This window comes from Microbacterium amylolyticum (assembly GCF_011046975.1).
Taxonomy (GTDB): Bacteria; Actinomycetota; Actinomycetes; order Actinomycetales; family Microbacteriaceae; genus Microbacterium; species Microbacterium amylolyticum.
This window is the reverse complement of sequence record NZ_CP049253.1, coordinates 1,680,554-1,702,076: the sequence shown is the minus strand read 5'-3', so window position 1 is coordinate 1,702,076 and position 21,523 is coordinate 1,680,554. Positions and strand designations below refer to the sequence as shown.

Annotated in this window: 13 protein-coding genes; 1 reads left to right on the top strand and 12 read right to left on the bottom strand. The window is 64.0% G+C overall.

The window, feature by feature from the left end; genetic code table 11:
• From G6N81_RS08355 to G6N81_RS08325, 7 genes are all read right to left on the bottom strand, one after another.
• Positions 1-1,242 (bottom strand): ACP S-malonyltransferase, encoded by a 1,242-nt coding sequence (locus G6N81_RS08355; protein ID WP_165135527.1) that lies wholly within the window; start codon positions 1,240-1,242, stop codon positions 1-3.
• Complete coding sequence (locus G6N81_RS08350; RefSeq protein WP_165135524.1) at positions 1,239-11,123, bottom strand: non-ribosomal peptide synthetase/type I polyketide synthase; 9,885 nt, start codon at positions 11,121-11,123, stop codon at positions 1,239-1,241. Before G6N81_RS08350 ends, G6N81_RS08355 begins: the two co-directional genes overlap by 4 nt.
• On the bottom strand, positions 11,120-12,304 hold the full coding sequence (locus G6N81_RS08345; protein ID WP_165135521.1) for an acyl-CoA dehydrogenase family protein: 1,185 nt from the start codon (positions 12,302-12,304) through the stop codon (positions 11,120-11,122). Before G6N81_RS08345 ends, G6N81_RS08350 begins: the two co-directional genes overlap by 4 nt.
• Positions 12,288-12,572, bottom strand: a complete 285-nt coding sequence (locus G6N81_RS08340; RefSeq protein ID WP_241244926.1) for a phosphopantetheine-binding protein — start codon at positions 12,570-12,572, stop codon at positions 12,288-12,290. The genes G6N81_RS08345 and G6N81_RS08340 overlap by 17 nt, the downstream gene beginning before the upstream one ends.
• The gene (locus G6N81_RS08335) at positions 12,562-13,617 is read right to left on the bottom strand and encodes an HAD-IIIC family phosphatase (protein ID WP_206527857.1); all 1,056 of its coding nucleotides are present in this window, start codon (positions 13,615-13,617) and stop codon (positions 12,562-12,564) included. The genes G6N81_RS08340 and G6N81_RS08335 overlap by 11 nt, the downstream gene beginning before the upstream one ends.
• Positions 13,614-14,510 carry a 3-hydroxyacyl-CoA dehydrogenase family protein gene (locus tag G6N81_RS08330; RefSeq protein WP_165135518.1) on the bottom strand — a complete coding sequence of 299 codons (897 nt, stop codon included), beginning with the start codon at positions 14,508-14,510 and terminating at the stop codon, positions 13,614-13,616. The genes G6N81_RS08335 and G6N81_RS08330 overlap by 4 nt, the downstream gene beginning before the upstream one ends.
• Before the next feature lie 103 nt (positions 14,511-14,613).
• Positions 14,614-15,273 carry a response regulator gene (locus tag G6N81_RS08325; protein WP_165135515.1) on the bottom strand — a complete coding sequence of 220 codons (660 nt, stop codon included), beginning with the start codon at positions 15,271-15,273 and terminating at the stop codon, positions 14,614-14,616.
• 229 nt (positions 15,274-15,502) lie between these two features.
• On the opposite strand from G6N81_RS08325, the gene G6N81_RS08320 reads away from it, so the two are divergent.
• Positions 15,503-16,651, top strand: a complete 1,149-nt coding sequence (locus tag G6N81_RS08320) for a sensor histidine kinase (protein ID WP_165135512.1) — start codon at positions 15,503-15,505, stop codon at positions 16,649-16,651.
• Positions 16,652-16,734: 83 nt separating this feature from the next.
• Here G6N81_RS08320 and G6N81_RS08315 read toward each other — a convergent pair whose 3' ends face one another.
• From G6N81_RS08315 to G6N81_RS08295, 5 genes are all read right to left on the bottom strand, one after another.
• Positions 16,735-17,742, bottom strand: a complete 1,008-nt coding sequence (locus G6N81_RS08315; RefSeq protein ID WP_165135509.1) for an IS481 family transposase — start codon at positions 17,740-17,742, stop codon at positions 16,735-16,737.
• 10 nt (positions 17,743-17,752) lie between these two features.
• Positions 17,753-18,502 (bottom strand): MerR family transcriptional regulator, encoded by a 750-nt coding sequence (locus tag G6N81_RS08310; RefSeq protein WP_165135506.1) that lies wholly within the window; start codon positions 18,500-18,502, stop codon positions 17,753-17,755.
• A 10-nt stretch (positions 18,503-18,512) separates the two neighbouring features.
• Positions 18,513-19,004 (bottom strand): VOC family protein, encoded by a 492-nt coding sequence (locus G6N81_RS08305; protein WP_165135503.1) that lies wholly within the window; start codon positions 19,002-19,004, stop codon positions 18,513-18,515.
• Between the two features lie 102 nt (positions 19,005-19,106).
• Positions 19,107-20,330 (bottom strand): glycosyltransferase, encoded by a 1,224-nt coding sequence (locus G6N81_RS08300; protein WP_241244925.1) that lies wholly within the window; start codon positions 20,328-20,330, stop codon positions 19,107-19,109.
• The gene (locus G6N81_RS08295) at positions 20,330-21,517 is read right to left on the bottom strand and encodes a glycosyltransferase (protein WP_241244924.1); all 1,188 of its coding nucleotides are present in this window, start codon (positions 21,515-21,517) and stop codon (positions 20,330-20,332) included. Before G6N81_RS08295 ends, G6N81_RS08300 begins: the two co-directional genes overlap by 1 nt.
• Positions 21,518-21,523: the final 6 nt, after the last annotated feature.

Genomic DNA, 21,523 nt, shown 5'->3' with positions numbered 1-21,523 from the left:
TCATCCCACCAGCTCGCGTGCTGCGCCCGAACGACGCAGAATCTCGTCCAGGCGTTCGTTCCGTTCGGATGCCGGCACCTGCTTGACGGTCATGATGTCGGAGAGCAGACGCAGGGCCTCGCGCATTTCAGCCTCGCTACGCACCGGCGCAACCCCGTGCTCATCAACACCCTGATTGAGGGCAACGAGCCGCTGGTACGGCTCAACGACACCGCGGGTGAACTCAGCGTCATCGAAGTTTCTGTTTCGGGTTGACGCCACAGCTCCCAGGCAGAGCCCGATGATCCCGGGCGTGCGGCGCGCGATCTCACGCGCGTCGAAAGCAGCATCGACGGCGGCCTCGTCGTCGTAGAGATTGGCCGTCGACGAACCAGAGACGATGTCGGTGATCATCCGGGTAAGCACGGGCTTCGGTCCGATTTCAACCCACACGCTGACGTCGGCGCGCGCGATAGAGCGCACGGCCTTCTCCCACAGCACGGGCGCCGTGAGCTGGCGTGCGAGTGCATCGCGGATCTGATCCGCAGTCTCGACGCGGTCGCCCGTGACTGTGCTCCAGACGTCCAGGCGCGGGGCGCGCAGTTCGATCTCGGCGACGACGGCCGCATACTGCTCTCGTGCGCTCTCCATGAACGAGCTGTGGAATCCGCCGGCGACGTTCAGCGGTACGCATCGTCCGTTCATACCCTCGACGACGTTCGCCAGCTCCGCGAGGCCCGAAGGTGCGCCAGAGACGACGGTCTGCCGAGCGGTGTTAAAGTTCGATACCTCAACGCTGTGCCCGGCCCCGCGCAGGCGCTGCACCGTATCGGTCACCTGATCCGGAGTGAGATCGAGCACGGCCGACATTCCGGACGGTGTCTCGGCAGCCGCGGCGGCCATGGCCTCTCCCCTGGCTTTCACCAACCGCACCGCATCCACAAACGAAAGCGCGTCTGCAGCGACGAGGGCCGTGATCTCTCCGAGGCTGTGTCCGATCACGACCAGGCCGTCGTTACCGCGACGTTCGGTGAGCACCTCGAACATCGCGTACTCGAGTACGAGCAGCGCCACCTGAGCCCGGTCAGTTCGGGTCAGCTCATCGGCCGCGCCTTCGAAGGTCAACTCTTCCAACGAGTATCCGAGCACCTCCGAGGCCTGCAGATAACGCTGCCTGACGCTCTCATGCTCGTCGTACCAGTGTTTGCCCATCCCGATGAACTGGGCGCCCTGACCGGTGAAGGCGATCGCGATCTGGCTCATTTTGACTCCTGTTGTGGGTCGGCAGACGGGACAGTAGACGAGACGCGCTCGTCTGGGTCGTGGGTCATCGTCGGTGCGGCCGACGCGGTGATCAGGTTCAGCAGTTCGACGACGCCATCCAATAGGTCGTTCATCGCCGCTTCCGACATGCGAGGGGCGTAGTGCACCTCGACGCTTTCTTGGGTGAGCTCGTCAATGACCACGGCGACATCGACGTGCGAGACGAGATCGCGTCGAGAAGTGTTCGTCAGGGCGAGCGCAACCTCGTCGCGTCTGCTTTTCGCCGGGGTGAAAGCGTCGAGCTCGTGCGCCGGAGCGGCGACAGACCGGGCGATCACGTCATCGAGGTCGGCGCATCCGTCCAGGTCGAACGTCATCACGCGCGCTGTCTCTGCTGAGGCCGGGATGAGCAGAGGCACAAGCGTCCGTTCGCTCAGCCGTCCTGCCGTGACCGCCAACGCCGCCTGCAACACCTCGCGCACCGAGCGATCCGATCGGGTTGCGACATCGGCGAGGGCGGAGGTCACTGCCAGATCCAGCGAGCGGCTGAGCCGCCCGCCCGCTGACGTCAGGTCGCGCCAGTTCGTGGCGCGCAGCGCGTGCCCTGCTGAGGCGGGAGCGAGCAGTTCGCCCAATCGTGTGCGAAGCCGATCGAACGTGGGGTTGGCGAAGACGTCGGCGACATCGACAGACACATCGAACGCAGCGTTGACCTTCTCGATCAGAATGACAAGGCTGAAGGAGTTTCCGCCCACGTCGAAGAAGCTGTCATGAACCCCGAACTCGACCTCGCCGAGCACCTCATGCCACGCCGATAGCAGCGCTGTGGTCACATCGACTGTCTTCGGGGCTTCATCGCTCGCGGATGCCGCTGATGACCGAGGCAAGGCCCGAAGCGCAGGTCGGTCGACCTTTCCGCTCGTCGTCATCGGAATCTCGGCCAGCACCTCAACAGAGGCTGGCACCATGTACGACGGAAGCCGCTCGGCTAGCGCTGCGCGAATGTGCGCTGCTTCCCAGTGCGCGCCCGTCTCACACCGTACGAAGCCGCGCAGCAGCATGTTTCCCGGTGACTCTTCGGTCACTGTTGTGGCGGCTTCGGCAATTCCCGGAAGCTGTGCCAGAACACGATCGATCTCTTCGAGCTCGACACGGTAGCCACGCAGTTTCACCTGGCTGTCCTGCCGTCCTCGGTGGCGGAGCTCGCCATCGATCCATACCGCACGATCACCCGTGCGGTAGATGATGTCGTCTCCGAAGGGGTTGGCTGCGAAGACAGTGCTGTTGAGATCGTCGCGGCCGAGATAACCGGGCGACACGCCGTCGCCGCCGATCCACAGGTCGCCCTCGACGCCATCCGGCACGAGAGACAGCTGAGCGTCCAGGACGTACAGCGTCGTGTTGGCCAGAGGCGTGCCCAACGAAACGGGTGCCTCGGGCTCGATTCGCCGCACCGATGACCAGATGCAGGTCTCCGTCGGTCCATAGGCGTTGAAGACCTCGAGACCCTCGAATGCCGCCAGCTTCTCCCGGAGATCGTCTGGGAAGGCCTCTCCGCCGATGATCAGCGTGGTGATCTGACTCAGCGCCTGCTGGAAGGCACCGATGTCAGCTGCGAGCATACGTAGCCGCGTGGGCGTCATCTGCAGGATCTGCACCTCAGCCTCAGCCACCAGCCGGGCAATCGCGGATGGTGTGGTCGGTTTCTTCGGGTCGGGGAACGCCACCGCTCCGCCGCGAACCAGCGTCACCAGCGTCTCCAGCAGATGGATGTCGAAGGAGGGCGTCGTCAAACACGCAACAGCGCTGCCCTCACTCCAATCGACCGCTTCAGGGAACGCGGTGAGGAAGTTCCCGAGAGCGCGATCTGTCTGCACGACGCCCTTCGGCATGCCCGTGGATCCCGAGGTGAAGATCACGTAGGCGACATCCGCTCTCCCGCGTTCAGCGACCTCACGGCTTTGAGCATCGCCGCCTGCCACCTGGTCGATGCTGACGCCGAGGCCACCCAAAGCCTCCGATTTCGCGAGCTCTGCTGTGGTCAGTACGAGTACGGCCGCTGACGTCTCGAGAATTGATTGCAGTCGCAGCGCGGGGGTGCTGACATCGATCGGCAGCCATGCGGCACCCGCCAGGTGGACGCCGATTGTCGCTGCCAGCAGTTCTGAGCCGCCGGGCAGGCTGATTCCGACGACATCTCCGGACTCGATGCCGCGTGCACGCAAGTGAGCGGCAAAGTCGTGCGCACGAGCCCAGAGCTCGGCGTAGGTCGTCTCACCCTCGGCCGAGCGCACAGCGATGCGTTCGGGCCAGGAGGTGAATGACTCAGCGAGGAGCTCGATCGGCAGACGCACCGGCTTGGCGGGGCCGGTGCCCGCCGTGATGATGGTCTCCCGCTGAGTGCCGACGATGTCCAGCGTTGCCGCCGTAGTTCGCGGATCGGCGAGCAACGAGGTTGCGAGTGCGACGAACTGCTCACCCAGTCGCTCTGCGTTCGCACGCCCAACCGGGTCGGAGAAGGTCACATCACCTAGGACGATCCCCTCAACCTCGGTGAGTTCAAGGGCGAGAGCGAACATCGCCCACGGTGATTCAACGGGAATGAGTTGCGTACGCGCCTGCCCGATCTGCTCGGGGATGCCACCGGCACGGTTCAGCGTGAACATCACATCGAACAGCGGGTTGCGCCCGAGCTGGCCGTGCACACCGAGGTCGGCAACGAGATTGTCGTATGAGTATGCAGAGTGCTCCAGCGAATCGATCGTGGCCTTCTGGGTACGACGGATCACCTCGAGCGCTGACTCATCCGACCCCACACCGACCCGCAGCGGGACGGTCTGCGCGAACATTCCCATTGTGTGCTCGTATGCGCCGTTGCGCTCATCGACTGGGATGCCGATGCATACGTCGTCAACCTGGCAGACGCGGGCCAGCAGCATGATCCACATTCCGGCGTACAGCGATGACAGGGTGACACGGTGCTCACCAGCGAGCTTCTTCAGGCTCGCTGCGAGATCCTCTGGGATCGTGAAGGTGACATGTCCGCCGCGGAAGTCCGAGATATCTGGCATCGGCTTCGCCAGCGGCAGTTCAAGCGCCGGAGGCAGAGTCTCAAAGGCCGACAGCCACCAGCCACGGTCATCGGCGTACGTCGGAGCTACCTTCTTCTGTTCGACGACAAAGCTCTCATAGGAGGCATCCGGCCCGATGATGCGCCCGGTGTCGACGTGATGCGCGATGTCAGCGAAGAGAATCTGCATCGACGTACCGTCGGCGATCGCATGGTGCATGCTGATCAGCAGCCGGTGCACACCCTGCTGGTCGATCACGTGGGCATATCGCCAGAGAGGAGCAACCGCGAGGTCGAAGGGTGCTGTCAGCTCGCGGACGACACCTTCGAGACTTGTGTCGGCCTCAACACGGAGGTCGACGTGCACTCCCGTCACGGTTGCCGAGGCATCGACGTGTGCTTCGACGTCTGCGCCATCGACGCGATAGCTCGTGCGCAGCGCCGAGTGCGCCGTCGCCGCCGCATGTAGCGCGGCTGTGAGCGCATCGACGTCTGGCGCCGTATCGAACTTCAGCCCGCTGACAACCTGGTACGCCTCATTACCGCCTTTCAGCTGTGAGAGGACGAAGACGCGCTTCTCCTGTGTGGAGATCGCCCGCGCTCCCTCCGCATCGGCGTCTGCGTGCACTGCAGCTGCGACTGTCGCCGAGCGACGACCGGTTCGCTGAAAACTGAATCCTCCTGAGCGAAGGGTGTCGATGCTTGCCTTGAGCGCCGCGAGGATGTGATCGGCGTGCTGGGGGGTGTGCTCCATGGAGAAGAAGCCGATGTGCTTTTCCCACACGAAGATGCCGTGCTCGAGGAGCAGTTTGAAGTACAGGTTGGTCTCGTATCCGAGCATCGCCATGTCGACCGCCGGCAGCGTTTCATAGCGGTAAACCGAGGCGAACTGCAGTACGCGCAGTGGCACATGCTCCGACTCGAAAAGCGCGTTCGCGCGACGTGCGAAGTCGGCTGTCAGGTCATTCAGACGCGTCAAAGCCTCCTCGCCGCCGTCACGCAAGCGCTGCAGCACCGCGCGGCACGCGACCATCGTCAACGGATGCTTGCAGAATGTGCCGGCGAAGAACGTCGTCGGTGTCGCTGGCTTCGAGTCGTCGTCTGTGTTGAACGAGCCACCGTCAACCGCATCGAGATACCGTGCGTCACCGGCGATGATCCCGATCGGCATACCGCCACCGAGCAGCTTTCCATACAGCGCGATATCGGCGCGGACGCCGAAGTACGATTGCGCACCACCGAGCTCGACGCGGAATCCGACGACGATCTCATCGAAGATCAGCGCGATCCCGTGCCGCGTGCACACTTCACGCAGCTTCTTCAAGAATGCTTCCGGCTGCAGAGCGAGGTTACGTGTCTGAACCGGCTCGACAAGAACCGCCGCGAGGTTCTCGGCGTTCTCTTCGATCCGGCGCAGCGCCTCATCGCTTCCGTAGGTGAGCACAGTGGTGTCATCGATCGCGCTCTGCGGAATGCCAATCGACATCGGCATGCTTTCGTCGCCGTCCGCTTCAGCGAGTACACCGTCGTATGCGCCGTGGAATGAAGTCGTGAAGCGCACGATGCCGTCACGCCCTGAGACAGCCCGTGCAAGACGCACAGCAACCATGACAGCCTCGGTGCCGGTGTTGCAGAAGGCGACGCGTTCGGCACCTGTCATGCCTGCGATGAGCTCGGCGACCTCGCCGACGACGGCGTTCTGTGGGCCGAGGTCGTAGCCTTTCTCTAGCTGGGCACTGATCGCATCGACCACGAAGTCGGGGCTGTGTCCGAAGAAATGAACGCCGTACCCCATGGTCGTGTCAAGGTACTCATTGCCGTCGACGTCCCAGAAATAGGCGCCCTGTGAACGCTCAGAGACGACCGGATACACCGTCTCTTTCAGGCTCGGATTAAAGTTCAGCGAGGCGATCCAGTCGGCCAAGTGGCCGCGGTGTCGCTCGGCGTATGCTTTCGATTTCGCTGTGCGTGCCACATAGCGTCGCACGAAGCCACGCACGAATCGCTCCTGCTCGGCGCTGAGGCCGTCATCGTGCAGGGAGATGTTGTTCGAGTGCGATCCCGTGCGGCGCACAGTCGGCACTCCCGATGGGCTAATCCTGCAGGCGACAGCAGAGCCCGGCTGGGCGGGCAGAATTGTCGGCTCGGGTGCGGTGAGAGTCTGCGGGCTTGGCGCTGTGACCGGTGCGAGAGAAGCGGTCAGCGCGGCCTGCTGTTCGGCCGCTTCGATGCCGACGCTCTGCCCGCCGAGCACCGCGAGCTGCTGCTGCATGAGTGCAAGTTGGCGCTCGATGACTGCGTGGGTGCTTTCTGCGGGCGCGGAAAGCGGCGCGATGCTCGCCTGCGCGGGGGCTGCGGTCGGCAGATTCGGAACGAGTGCTGCATTGGATTCGCCAGCGGCCGTACCCGGCGCGCGGCCTGCGGATACGGCGGTGCTCGGCGTCTCCTCGACCTGAGCCGGCTCAACCTGAGCTGGCTCCGTCTGAACCGCGGGAACCGTGTGCGCCGATACATGTTCGGCGATCAGCCCGAGCGTGTGCAGTGATTCGAAATACTCGCGTACGGCGACGGCGAGCCCGAACTGCCGCTCGAGGCGGTTCGAGAGTTGAACGAGCATCAGCGAGTCCACTCCGAGCCCGAACAGCTCGCTGTCCGCCGTCAACCCGGTGGCGCCGGTGATCTGCTCGAGCGCGCCGATGACGTAGCTGAGCACCTGGGCGTGGTGCTCTGGGGATTCCTGTGCTGTCTCCATGTGCTCATTCCTTAGGTCGCGGTACCAGACCCGCTGGCGGCTGAAGGGGCGTGGGGTTCGGTCGTGCAGTCGGTTTCCCCGGGCGACGGGGAGACGAGACAGGCGCACATCGGCGCCGAGTTCCCAGAGGCGACCGGCCGTCTGCACGAGCTGCTCGGCATCCGGCCGCCCGGCCCGAAGGCTCGTGAGAACCTCGGAACCGGCGCTCTGCTGAGCGATGAGGCCGCCCACAGTCGCCGTCGAGCCGATCTCGAGGAACAGGTCGTAGCCGGCGGTTCCGGCGGCGGCCAGCGCCGCTTCGAATTGCACCGGTTCGGCTAGGTGACGTGCCCAGTAGTGCGAATCAATCCCCTCGATCTGCTCGCCCGTGACGGTCGAGAACCAGGCGGCCGTGGGCTGGCTGAATGTCGCGCTCTGCAGCGCCGTACCGAGCGCGGTAGCCTCGCGTGCCATGAGCGGCGAGTGAAAAGCGCGCGGGACGTCGAGCCTCTCCACAAAAATGCGCTCAGATCGTGCCTTCTTGCGCAGCGTCGAGACGGCCTCGACTGTGCCTGACACGGTGGTGTTCTCTGGCCCGTTGACAGCGGCGATGCTGATGTCGTTGATGTCTTCGATCAGCGTTCGCACGTGCTGTGCCGGTGCGAGCAGGGTCGCCATCGCTTCATCAGCAACTCCCGTGCCGACGGCGCGTCCCCGCTCGACGACAGCGTGCACGCCCTGCTGCCAAGTCATCGCCCCAGCTGCGACTGCCGCAGCGTACTCGCCGATGCTGTGGCCGATCACGGCATCCGCCACGACGCCCAGATCGCGCCAAAGTTCGACGAGTGCAACCTGCACGGAGAAGATCGATGCTTGCGTCAGCAGCTGATCGCTGAACACGGCTTCATCATCGCCGAGAATCGCAGTGCGCACTGGCAGATTCGCGGCGTTGTCGAATTCGTCGGCCAGTTCGTCGATGCGTGCGCGGAAAGCCGGCGCATGCTCGTACAGGTGGGCTCCCATGCCGAGGTACTGCGTCCCCTGACCGGAGAACACAAAGACCACTCCGCGAGTTCGAACCGATGTCGGGGCATCGTCGTCTAGCGATACGGCGACGAGTTCACGGCTATCGCTGTCATCGATTGTCATCAGCGCGCGTCGATAGCCCAGGGCCCGGCGGGTTGACCACGTGGCGGCGATGTCGGCGACATGGTCGCCGTGCGATCGCCACTCGGCGACCTGGGCGGCTGACTCTTCGAGTGCGTCCGCGTCGTTGGCTGACAACCCGATCAGCACGGGTAGCCCATTTACCTCGCGCACCGCACGCTGCGTTCGCGGTGCCTGCTCGACGACCAGGTGTGCGTTGGTGCCGCTGATTCCGAACGAGCTGATCCCGGCTCGCCGCGGAGAGCCATCCGTGTTCCACGGTTGGCCGTGCGCCGAGACCCGCATGGGAATGCTGTCCCAGGAGATGAGCGGATTGGGCTCGGAGAAGTGCAGAATCCCCGGGATCGTGGCGTGATCCATCGACGCGATCACCTTGCACAGTCCGGCCATGCCAGCCGCCGCCTCCAGGTGACCCAGGTGCGATTTGATGCTGCCGACCGAAAGTGGCTGCTGACGATCGCGGAATACGCGTGCGAGGGCATTGACCTCTTGCGGGTCGCCGATCGGAGTTCCCGAACCGTGCGCCTCGATGTACGAGACGTCGTCAATGCCGAGCCCGCCCTGAGCGAGAGCTCCGAGAATGACCTGGGCCTGTGCTTGCCCGCTGGGCACAGTGAAACCACCGTCACCACCGTTGTGGTTGACCGATGAGCCGCGCAGCACGGCGATGATCTCGTCACCGTCGCGTTGTGCGTCAGACAGTCGTTTGAGTGTCACCATGGCAGCGCCCTCGCTGCGGATGTAACCATCGGCACCGGCGTCGAAGCTGCGGCAACGCCCGCTCGGCGCCAACGCCTGAAGCGCTGAGAACGACACATGCCACTCCGGGCTGAGGATCAGGTTGACGGCGCCCGCCACCGCCACGTCGCAGTCTCCCTGGCGCAGTGCACTCGCGCCCAGGTGAATCGCGTGGATGGACGAGGCGCATGCGGCGTCAACCGCGATGCTCGGGCCGGTGAAACCAAACGTGTGATTGACACGACCGGCGGCCACGTTGCTCAACACGCCCAGCACGGAGTATGCACCGGGTGCGTGCCCGAGATTGCGGCCGACCTGGCCGTAGTCATCGGGCATGATCCCGACGAACGCGCCGACGCGGCTCTCGCGGCCAATGCGGAACGGGTCGTACCCGGCGTCTTCTATCGCTTCCCACGTGAGCTCGAGAAGCAGGCGCTGCTGCGGGTCGATGACCTCGGCTTCCTTCGGCGAGATACCGAAGAACAGCGGATCGAATTGATCAATATCGCTGAGATAGCCACCATCGGTCGTTGTGATCTCGGACAGGTCCAGGTCGCTATGTTCCCAGCGCCCGGCGGGAACGGGCGTGACGACGTCGATCCCTTCGTCAAGGATCTTCCACAGGGCGCTTCGCGTCCGGATGCCACCGGGCAGGCGCATACCCATACCGATGATGGCAATCGGCTCGGCAAAATCTGTCGCACTTTCGCTGCGTACGGATGTCGCCGCGGCCGGGGCTGGCGCTTCATCCGGCGTCCGGCGTCGAGCGATTTCTGCCACAATGTGCTCGACAGTCTGATAATCGAGCACGAAAGTGCTTTCGAGTTCGACACCGGTGCGCTGCTGCAGAAGTTCTGCCAATTCCACGAGTTCGATCGATGTCAAACCCAGGTCGAACAGACTCGTCGTATCGGCGTTCGTGCCGGCCGCGGCCGCGAGCACGGCAGGCGTGTCCGCACGCGTGCCGTCGAGCAGAGCAGTGACCCGGGCTGTGAGCGCTGCGAGCAGGTCGCTCTCATTGCCGGGATCGGACGCTTTGACCGCCGCCTGCGTCGCGGGAGCCACGGTTGCCGCAGTGATGTGAGGCAGGGCAACCGCGAGCGCGGCCCAGTCGACATCGACACCGTTAGCGAACGCGAAGGCAGCGGAACGCGCGAAACGTGCGGCATCTTGCTGATCACGGCGAAGGCTCGGTACGGCGATGGCATCGACGTCGATGGCAGCGAACGTCTGCGAGAGCGCTTTTCCGAGTCCGGCGTGCGGCTCAAGGTCGATGAATGCGTCAAAGCCGTCGGCGCAGGCTGCTGTAACGGCAGCGGCGAGATCGAACGGCTCGCGCAGCAGGTCGTACCAGTGTTCAGCCCCGAGGCCAACGGTATCGAGGAGTCCGCCGCGCAGGCTCGAGTAGAACGGCAGCCGCGACGGGCCCAGCTCGCACGTTCCGAGTAGTTCGAGGATGCGGTCACGCTCGGGTTCCACCGCGGGCGAGTGTGCGGCGAAATCGACCGAGATGTTCTGGGCGTAGCCACCGCCGTCGCGTGTCGCGCGCATAACGGCTGCGACTTCGTGCTCTTCACCCGAGATCACGGTGGATGTCGGCGAGAGGCGAGCCGCGATCGACACGGACGACAGCGAGGTGATGTGGGGTTCGACATCTTCGGCCGAGCGGCCGAGAACAGCCATGACGCCTGCCCCCGCAATGGGCTTCTGCCCACGTGCCCACGCTACGGTTACTCGTGCGACCTCATCCAACGACATAGCGCCGCAGAAGCCCGCCGCCGCGATCTCGCCGATGCTGTAACCGATAACGGCCTCGGGCTCGACACCTGCTGCACGCCACAGTTCAGCGAGCGAGAGCATGATCGACACGATGACGGGTTCGAGCACGTCGAGATCAGTGAGCGGGGGCGCTGACGGGACCTGGTGGATGACATCCCAGACCGACCAGCCGGTGACAGCCTGAAACGCAGCATCGCACTCACGCATGCGAGCGGCAAATACCGGCGATTGCTCGCACAGCCCAGCGCTCATCCCGTCGAAGACCACTCCCTGACCGGGAAAGAGAAAGACGGCGCGACGCCGATGTGCCCCAGATGCATGGAAGAGGTCCGCGGGCTGCTCCCCCGCCGCGAAAGCTGCGAGGGTCTCGGCGGTGATGATCTGTGACTCGCTCATGCGATCTTCCCGAGGTTGTTCCTGGACGACGTGAAGCCAGCCAGGGCATGTTCTGCGATGATGAGCTGCTGAAGCTGAGTAGTCCCCTCGATGACCTCGAGAATCTTCGACTCGCGAAGAAGTCGCTCGGCCGGATGGCCCTCCCAGCAGCCGTTCGCACCCAGCACCTGCGCGGCGTCGGCAGTGACGCGCGTCGCGGCGCGGGCAGCGAACTGCTTCGCAACGTTGGTGTCAATAACGGCGCTGCCCGCCCGCGCTTCAACCGATCGCGCCGCCGCGACGGCCAGTTCACGCGCAGCCGCTGCATCGACGAAGGCATCCGCGATGAGAGCGCGCACGAGCTGATGGGAGCCAATGACTGCGCCAAACTGCTCACGTTGCGACGCGTACTCCGACATCACATCCAGCGCCTCCTGGATGAGCGCGACACCACCCCACGCGACGCTGAATCTCCCGAACTGCAAGGCTGTGTTTGCGATGAAGGCAAAGCCAGCACCCTCGGCACCAAGCCGATTCGCCGCGGGCACCGGAACATCGTCGAACCAGACGTCGGCGATCGCACTCGCGCGACTGCCGATCATCCCGTCGATACCGCGCGTCGTCACCCCGCCGAAGTCACGCTCGACGAGAAAGGCACAGGGTCCAGCCTCACCCGTGGCGATGACCAAGAAACAGTCTGCGATCCCGCCGAACGAGATCCAGCGTTTGCGGCCCGACAGGCGGTAGCCGTCGGCAGTGCGGGTGTAGGTCGTTCGCACGGCGCTGGCGTCCGATCCGACTTCCGGCTCCGACAGTGCAAAGCAGGCCAGCATCCGGCCGGCAGCCAGCTCGGGAAGGTAGTGCACTTTCTGTTCGCGACTCCCTCGCCGCTGAATCGTCTGGCCGACCAGCGACGAATGCACAGTCATGAGCGTCCTCGTCGACGCGCAGGCACGGCCGATGATCTCAGTGATCTCGCCGTACTCGTGCGCGGAGCATCCGGCTCCGCCCCACTCGGTGCCGATCGGCGCACCCAGCAGCCCGAGACCGGCCATCTCATCGATCACATCGCGCGGCAGCCAGCCCTGGCGATCAAAGAAAGCGGCGTTAGGTCGCAGCGTCTCGTCGGCGAAGCGCTGTGCACGCTCAGCGATGGGCGTCACGGGCGCGGTAAGCACCTGCGGCTCATGCAGCGTGGTCATCACGCAACCTCGTCACGAGCGCGGTAAGACGTGCGACGCTGCTGAAGTTCGCCAGCGTGATCTCATCATCAGGAATTTCAACGCTGAACTCTTCCTCGACGAAGTCCAGAAGCTGCATGGCGAACAGCGACGTGACGAAACCAAGTTCAAAGATGTTGTCGTCATCAGTGAGAGCCTGCGCTGACGGTGAGCTCATTCCGCTGGTCATGTAGTCGCGGATCGATGCGGCGACGTGGCTGCTGTCGGTGCTGATCTGGTCAATGCTCATCTGTGGTCACCTTGATGTAGTCGGGGTATGTGGGCAGCTCGTCGCCATCCCACTCGAATGTCTCGAGGTCGGAATCGGTCTGCTGCACAAACCCGGCGAAGCGATACGTGAGCAGCATCTGACGGTTTCGGTCCGTCCGGCGGAAGTCCGCGTGCAGCGCGACCTCATGCGCCGCTGCTCGCCGAATAAGAAAGTTCAGCAACACCGTGCCAGCACCCGTCGAGAGCGTGCGGCATGACATCAACAGCAGCTTGATGGTCCAGGTGCTCGATGTCCGATGTACCAGCGCGAGGCCGATCTTGCCGTACGAGCCGTAACGGTCATCGAGCTCACACACCCACACGTCATGTTCATCGCTCTCAAGCAGCTGTTCGAGATCTGCGCGCGAGTAGTGGATTCCCGTCGAGTTGAGCTGATTCGTGCGGAATGTGAGCTCTTCGGCCCTGTCGAGGTCGTCTGCTGTGGCGTGCGCGATGTCGAACGTGAGATCCAAGGTGCGCAGAAAATCATCGTGCGGCCCGGCGTGGGTCTCTTCGTCCTGCGTGCGCTGACGGTTAGCGACATACATCGAGCGACGACGTCGGGCATCTTCTGTCACGACCTCTGGACTCAGCCGAGGCATCGCCAACAACACGCTGAGGTCTGCCGAGTCGACGGTCTCGACGCTCGGGTGCGCGAACGCCACCTCGTCGCGCTCCATGGCGCGATCGTCGACGAACACAAGGGTGTCGATCCCGATGCTGAGAAGCTCGCTGAGCCGCTTTACCGATGCCGACTTCGGGCCCCAGTTGATCTGCGGCTCCAGAAAGTACTCGTCGAGACTGAACGCGACCACCTGCGCCCAAGCGTCGTCATGGTTGTTCTTGCTTGCGATCGACTGCAGGATTCCGCGCTCATCGAGGGCCATGACGATCTCGCGCACGCCGTCGCGCAGCACAAGGTCATCGCCAGCGGAAAGGGTTCCCGTCCACAGGGTGTCGTCCAAGTCCCAGACGACGCATTTGGCGACGGCTGAGACGGCAGGAAGCGTCATCGAATTCGTCATGCGGAAGCCACCTTCGTAGTCGTCTTACTGCTGTAGTCGTAAAAACCGCGGCCAGATTTGCGCCCGAGATACCCCGCGTCGACGAGTCGGCGCAGATAGGGCGAGCACCGAAACTTCGTGTCTTTGAACTCGGCGAACAGAACATCAAGCGAGTTCACGACGGTGTCGAGTCCGATCAGATCGGCCGTTTCCAGCGGTCCCATCCGGTGCCCATAGCCATCGCGGAAGATGCTGTCGATGCGCCCGGGCTCTGCGACCCCCTCGCTCACGAGCATCGCCGCCTCGTTCATGAGCAGGTGCGACAGCCGGTTCGACACGAACCCGGGACTGTCACTGACAAACAGCGCGTTCTTTCCGAGCGAGGTAAGAAACGCAGCGGCCTGCTCTTCTGTGTCGACCGAGGTCTGTACGGCTGGAATAACTTCGACCGCGTCAATCGAGGCGACCGGGTTCATGAAGTGCATCCCGATCACGCGTGTCGGGTCTGTAGCGCGGGCTGCCAGACGTGTGATGGGCACGCAACTCGTGTTTACGGCGATGACCGCGTCCGGCCGAACGATGTCGCTCAGTGCGTCGGCGAGGGCGATCTTCGCATCCTCGTTCTCGACGATGCAGTCGATGATCCAGTCGGCGTCGCGCACCGCCTCGACTTCATCAGGCACACGGATGCGGCCGATGAGATCAGCCTGCGGGACACCTGATTCGCCAGCGAGCATGCGCTGCCGGCGAAGCTGTCGTTTGAACTCGTGCGGCAGCGCTGCGCGCCGGACGGGGTCTTTCTCAAAGGCGATGACCTCGTGTCCTGAGGAAGCCAACAGGAGTGCGATCCCCAGCCCCATCTCGCCGATGCCGATGACGGCGACGTGGGTGCTGGCGGAGGGTTCGTGCTGCATGTCTCTGACTCTGACACAGGCGTCCAGTCGTCAACATCCTCCCCAAGGAGAAGAACTCGCCGTACTTTCGGACGACTTGGCCGCGCCCGATCAGACAGCCACGTCAGCTGAGGAGCACGAGCCCAGCACGCGCAGCGCGGATCAAGATCTGCACGCGGTCGCGCGCACCCCACTTCACCATGATGCTGCGTAGATGCGTCTTCACGGTGCTCTCAGAAACGTGGAGCGCGCGCGCAATCTCTCCGTTCGAGCGCCCTAGGGCCAACTGGTCGAGGACGTCACGCTCACGGTCAGAGAGAACTTGATCCGGTGACAGTTCGACGTGAGAGACCGGCTGCGCATCCTGGATCGTTTCGATCAGGCGTCCCGTGACAGCCGGAGACAATGCACCTTCGCCCGCGTGCACGCGACGAACGGCGGCGATGATGTCTTCCGGTTCCGAGTCTTTCAGCAGATAACCGGACGCACCGGCCCTGATCATGGGAACCACGACATCGGCGGTTCCGAACGTCGTGATGGCGAGCACACCCGTATCGGGCAGCTCAGCTCGAATAGCTGTCGCGGCCTCGATACCACCCATTCGCGGCATATGAAGATCGAGCATCACGACGTCAGGCTTGGTCGCACGAGCAACTTCGAGCCCTTCGACCCCGTCGGCGGCCTCGCCCACGAGCGTGATGTCCTCTACGGCGCGGAAGAAAGTGGCTAATGAACGTCGTACAAGTTTGTCGTCATCGACGACAACCACACTGATCTCCCGCATATTTTCAGCTTATCAATCGCTCCTTCATTCGCATGAGGTAGTTCTACCCAAAAGTACGATGGTGGCACGCCTCCGATTCCCTGCATGATGAAAGTGCTTACCCTCCGCATCTACAGAAAGGCCCGACATGTCGTCGCTTCTCCTTGCTGTCATCATCCCCGCCGCCGGGCCATGGGCTGAGTTCTGCCGCTTGATTCGTGTCTGCTCCTGATCGGCGATACTGGACCGTATGAGCCACATTCGGTCCGCGATCGAGCGGTTCGCTGAGGTCCTCCGACTCGATTCCGCCCCACCGCTCAACAGGGCCGAAGGCGTCACGTCTGTTCTGACACTGTTCGCCGTGCTGGTGGTCGGTGGCGTCATGATCAGCTCTGACCCTGAAGTCACCCTCACTCAGGCCGTCTTCGACCGCCTCCTCACGGTCCTCTTTCTCACGTTCTTCTTCTCCCCGACGCTGGCGATCGCATTGTTCGCCGTGGCCATGGCGGCCTCTTTCCCTCTCGATGTGTCGGGGGAGGCTTTTTCTGCACTCGCGATTGCGACGGGGGCCGTCACCCGTTTGGGGTCGCCTCTGCTGATGATGATGTTCTCCGTCCTGCTCATGGTGTCGGCGGCAGGCGTCACGCTCAATCAGAGCTCTGCCGACCCTCCCATGGTCGCGCTTGGGTTACTGATTGCGGCCGCGGCTGGATCGTTCGGGCTTGTCCTGCGCACAGTGCGCAGCCGCGAGCATACGTTCAACATCCATCTGGAGACACAGGCGGCGGCGTTTCGCGACGCTCGCCGTGAAGAGCGTCTGATGCTCGCAGATGAATTGCATGACGTCATTGCGCATGACCTGACAGCAATCGCCATGCAGGCGCGGGTCATGGATCATGAAACCGACCCGGTTCTCAGAGCACAGACGCAGCAGGAGATCGGAGACTCCGCCCGCCGCGCACTGCACGATCTGCGCAGGCTCATCGCACGTGAAGAGATGGAACAGCCGTCGACGCGCGCAGACGGGTTGCAGGACACCGTGGAGTCGACGGCTCTGGCACTGCGGACAGCCGGACACCGCGTGCAGACCGACATCTGTTTCGAGCACCCGCTCCCCCGGCTCATCGACGTGACGCTATCGCGCGTGCTCCGAGAGAGCACGACCAATGTCATGAAACACTCCGACCCAGGGTGCGTCTCCATCCGTGTCGTCGCCGACTCGGAGGCCATCAGCCTGGAGATTCGCAATACACTGGGGCGCCCGATCTCACGAAACATTCCCTCGGGTGGATACGGAACGGTTCGGCTGAACGAACGGGTCACCCTCATGGGAGGCCAGTTCTCGTCGCAGGCGCATGAGAAGGAGTGGGTAGCCACGGCCACGATTCCGCTCATATGAAGGAAGGCGCCGATCTCGATTCTCCGAGATCGGCGCCTTCTTACTTGGCTCCCCGAGTTGGATTCGAACCAACAACCTGCCGGTTAACAGCCGGTGTATGAGGCCAGGACGTTGTTGACGCGTGACGGTGTAGCGGATGCCGGTGGCTGCTTGCCGTGTGCGCCGTGAGGTCGGTGGTAGTTGTAGTGCTGGTTCCAGATCTTGAGCGCGGCTGATCGCTCGACTTCTGATCGCCAGACGCGGGCGTAGAGGAACTCTTCGGCGAGGATCCGGTTGTAGCGCTCGATCTTGCCGTTGTGGCGTGGCGTGTAGGGGGTGATTCGCTGGTGTCGACTCTCGCCCCTCGCGTCGGTGAAGGCATGCGCGCGGTAGCACGAGCCGTTATCGGTCACGATCCGCTCGATCCGGGTGATGCCGTGAGCGGCGAACCATGCTCGTGCGCGGTCGAGGAACTCGACTGCGGTCGCGGCCTTCTCGTCCTGCAACGCTTCGGTGTAGGCGAGCCGAGAGTATCCGTCGATCGCTGAGTGCAGGTAGACGTAGCCAGTCTTCGCGCCGCGCTTCTTCGCTCTTGCGACTGCCTTGTCCTCTGCGCTGCCCTTGCCGTGAACGCGCCATCCACCACCGTCGGGGATGCGGCCGGTCTTCTTCACGTCGATATGGACCATGTGGCCTGGCCGCTCGGCGATGATCGTCTGCGGCTCGCGGTTCGTGTCGCCGTTCGGGTCGATGAACTTCCGGTGGCTCAGGCCGAGCTGTCCGAGCAATCGAGTGATCGTTCGGCGGCTGACCGGGGTGCCGCCCTGTTGGAGCTCGAAGGCGATCCGCGAGGCGGACCATTTCTGATCGCGCCTCATCGCCTCGATCTTCTTCACGATCCGACCTGGTGTCGCTGTGGGTTGCCGCGCAGGGGCGGACGAGCGATCGTCGAGGCCGAGTTCGCCATAGCGTGCTTGGCGGTTCACCCACTTCGATGCTGTCGCGCGAGAGATGCCCATCTCGGCCGCGACGTGCGCGATCGGGCGGGTTCGGCAGCGCTCAACGAGTCGACGGCGTCCCTCCGGCGTCAGCGGAGCGTTGCGGTGAACCATCGCCCAGTCCTCATCCGAGGTTGGTTCTGATCCAGATCCGCATCGCTTCTCGGATCGTTGCTGCGTTGTGCTCTCCACCATAGGTCGCGGCAAAACGAGCATCGGCGACATACAGCTCGGAGAGCCCGGTGTAGGCCTCGCGGTCGGGTGCCTTTCCTCCCCAGTAGGCAGTAACCCACCGGTGGTGCTCCGCGATCAAATCCTGGAAGCGTGCGCTGCTGGGGTCTTCGTCGGCCTCGGCTGCGGCCCGAAGCGCCGCATTGACGTCGAGGCTCTCCTTGTCGTCTTCGTCGCGCTGTTCCTCGGTCATATCGGCGCGACGCTTCGCGGTACGTTCCCACGCCGCATCTCCCCAGCGGGTGCGCACCTCGGCCTCGTACTGGCTCTGATCGACTCCGGCGAACACTTCTTCAATGGGCATTGCTTGGCCTTTCCTCACCGCGTCGAGCGTGTGGCGGACGATGGTGATCTGCTGGTTGGTTCGGTCTCTGCGCTCTTCTAGAAGCGTCAGATGGGTCTCGATCGCGTCAGCGAGCGATGTGTGGTCATCGAGCGCGAGTTGGATCGTGGCAAGCGGGAGCTCGAGCGCACGTAGCGACAGGATTCGGTAGAGGCGCGAGATCTCGCCCTCTCCGTAGAAGCGGTAGCCATTGCCGGCCACCCGTGAGGGGCGGAGAAGGCCAATCTGCTCGTAGTGTCGGAGCGTCCGGCTAGTAAGGCCAGTCGCCTTGGCGAGGTCTCTGATCGGCCACTCCGTCATCGTGCTCTCCTCAGCGCTCGTTCCCGATCACAGGCGTGGCCCCAGGGACCTCGAAGTCCCCCGTGATCTGAGCGCTCGCCCATTCGCGCGCCGCGGCCTGATCCGCCATACGGGGCACAGTCAACGTGACCGTGTTCCCATCGCGATCCGTGAAGGTGACGTCGGTCGTGAACCACGCCGTATCGACCGGCCCCGTGACTTCCGCGCCCGACGACCGAAGACGTTCAGCGACTTCCCCCAGATCAACTTTCCCCGCCGCGAACGACGCCGACACCGATCCGCGCACCGCTGCACCTTGGGTCATGAGGATGTCCTGGTTCCTCTCCCTGCGCAGATGCACTAACGCAGGCTCGCCACCCGGGCCAGGGACCGTCGCGAGAGTCACGAACCCCGCAGCCGCGTAGATATTCTCCGACACAGTGAAGTCACTGACCACGAAGTTCACGAACATCGGCATCACGTAGATGGACCGGTCGATCGCCGGTCCGCTGTTCTCAGTCATGAACACCACCATGTCGGTTGACGTTACGGCAGAGTCAAGCCAGCACCGCGATCAGAGCAAACCCGGGCATGCAGGCGTCAACAACCTCATGGCCAGCAACATCTAGCCGAGCACCCGCCGATAAACGGCCAGCATCGCCTCGGTGCGGCTGGACTGTCGAAACTCCCGTCGCACCCGCTCGCTCGGAACCGGAATCCGGCCGGCGCGAATATCCGCGTCCGCCTCGCGCAGCGTCTCGGCGAGGCTGTCGCCCACGCGCCACACACCATCGCCCATCTCGTCGGCGATGTCGGGATCGGACACGATCGCGGGAGTCCCCAGCTGTGCCGCTTCGAAGGGCGTCATCCCCTGTGTCTCAAACCCCGTGGACGTCTGCACCAGGGCGTCCGCCGCCGCAATCCGCTCGAGCGTCTCCCGGTAGGGCAGCCTCCCGCGAAATGACACGTGATCGCCAAGATCACGCTCGGCGACGACGCGGCCCGCGGCGTCCCATTCGAATCCCGCGCCGATGATCTCCAGGCGCGCGGTCACACCGCTGTCGGCGAAAGCGTGCAAAAACGGCAGGAGGCGCTTCTCAGGGCTCATCCGGCCCACCCACACCAGGGACACACCGTCTCGTCGCGGGGCAGGCTCGATGTCGCCGAGAACGTCATCGTCGATGCCGTTCCACACCACGTCAACGGGAGAAAAAACGCCGTGCTCCTCCAGGCGACGGGCGAAGTGCGCGGACGGTGCGGTGACTGCCGAGGCTCCCCTCGCGAGACCGCGCAGATACGCCCAGCCGTCTGATCCGGGTCCCGAACCGGGCAGCTGCGACCGGCGCCACGCGTTCAGCGCCCGGAGAACCAGGGCCGGCGCCGGCAGGGTCGCCTCAATACCCGCGTCAACGCGATTGTGCATCGTGTGCACAACGGGAACGCGCAACCGCTCTGCCAGGCGATACCCGAGAAAAGCGCCCCAGTAGTCGGCCTGGACGTGCACGACATCAGGCAGCGGCGCCCCCCACGCGATACGCCGCGCGAGGCCTCGGTCAACGGCCAGATCCGCGCGGGCGCCCGGCCACAGCGCCGAGTACTCTCGATCCGGCGGCACCGCAAACGCCGGCAGATCGATGAACTCCTCGTGCACCTCGCCGACTGCCGATCGCGCATCGCGGCGCGGACCGACCATCGTCACCGTATGACCCGCACGCTGCAGATACTTCTTCTGCAGGCTCATCGCCACCTGCGCTCCGCCCGCCGAGAAGGCGTGCTGATCGCCGAACATGACGATGTGCAATGGACCGCCCGTTGACGGCGGTACCTGTGCAACGTCGGCGGCGCTCATCACACCGGAAGCGGCTCGCCGCGATACAGCGCCTCGAACACGTCGACCGTGCGATCGAAGTCGTGAACGGCGACGAGCGAGAGCGATGCTCGCTGCATCCGCTCGCGATCCTCGGAGCGGGCCGTCAGAACCGTGCGCAGGTGCTCAGCCAGGTCGCCGACATTGCCCGGTTCGAACAGATAGCCGTTCTCGCCGTGAGAGACGAGATGGGGGAGGGCAACCGCATCTGCGGCGACGATCGGCAGGCCCGAGGCCATCGCCTCCATTGTCGCGATCGACTGCAGCTCGGCGATGGACGCAATCGCAAAAACCGACGCACGCGTCAGTGTGGCGCGCAGTTCCTCATCGCTGACATGCCCGTGGAACGTGACGCGATCGCCGAGCCCGAATTGCTCCGCCAGCTCGGCAAGGGCCTGACGTTGGTCGCCGTCACCCACCAGGTCGACGTGCACGTCCAGCGCCGGATCCAGCCGCGCAGCCGCCCGAATAATGTCCTCAACACGCTTTTCCGCCGTAAGGCGGCCAACGAAAACGATCCGGTTGTCCGGACGCGGTGACAGATCGGCCGTGTACTGAGACATGTCGATTCCGCAGCTGACGGGCACCACACCGGCAACGTTGATGGTGCCTTCCAGGAAGTCGGCCGCCTTGCGCGTGGGGGTTGTCACAGTCGCGCACATCTCGAAGGTGCGCCGTGCGTCCGCCCACGCCGCACGGACAAGCCGGCGATTGGCCCAGTCCGGAAGGCGCGTCGAGTCGAGCACGTTCTCCGCCATCGTGTGGTTCGTGGCGATCACGGGAATACCGCGCTTACGCGCTTCCCGGGTGAGACCACGACCGATGACGATGTGCGACTGGATGTGCACAACATCCGGGCGCACGCTATCGAGCACCCGGCGCGCGTAATGCTTCGAACGCCACGGCCACACGAAACGCAACCACTCGTGCCACGGCAACGGAACCGACGGAAGGCGGTGCATCGTCAGGTCCTCACCCTCGATGCGCTCCGTGCGCGCAGGTGTCCGGCGATACTGCTGGCTCGGAGCGCTCACGTGCACGGCGTGGCCCCGCCGGACGAGGCCGGCGGCCAGGCGTTCGGCAAAACGCGCCGCCCCATTGATGTCAGGCGAAAACGTGTCACACCCGAGCAAAACGGTCAGGGGGCGGGGATGAGGGGATGCAGACACGAGCGA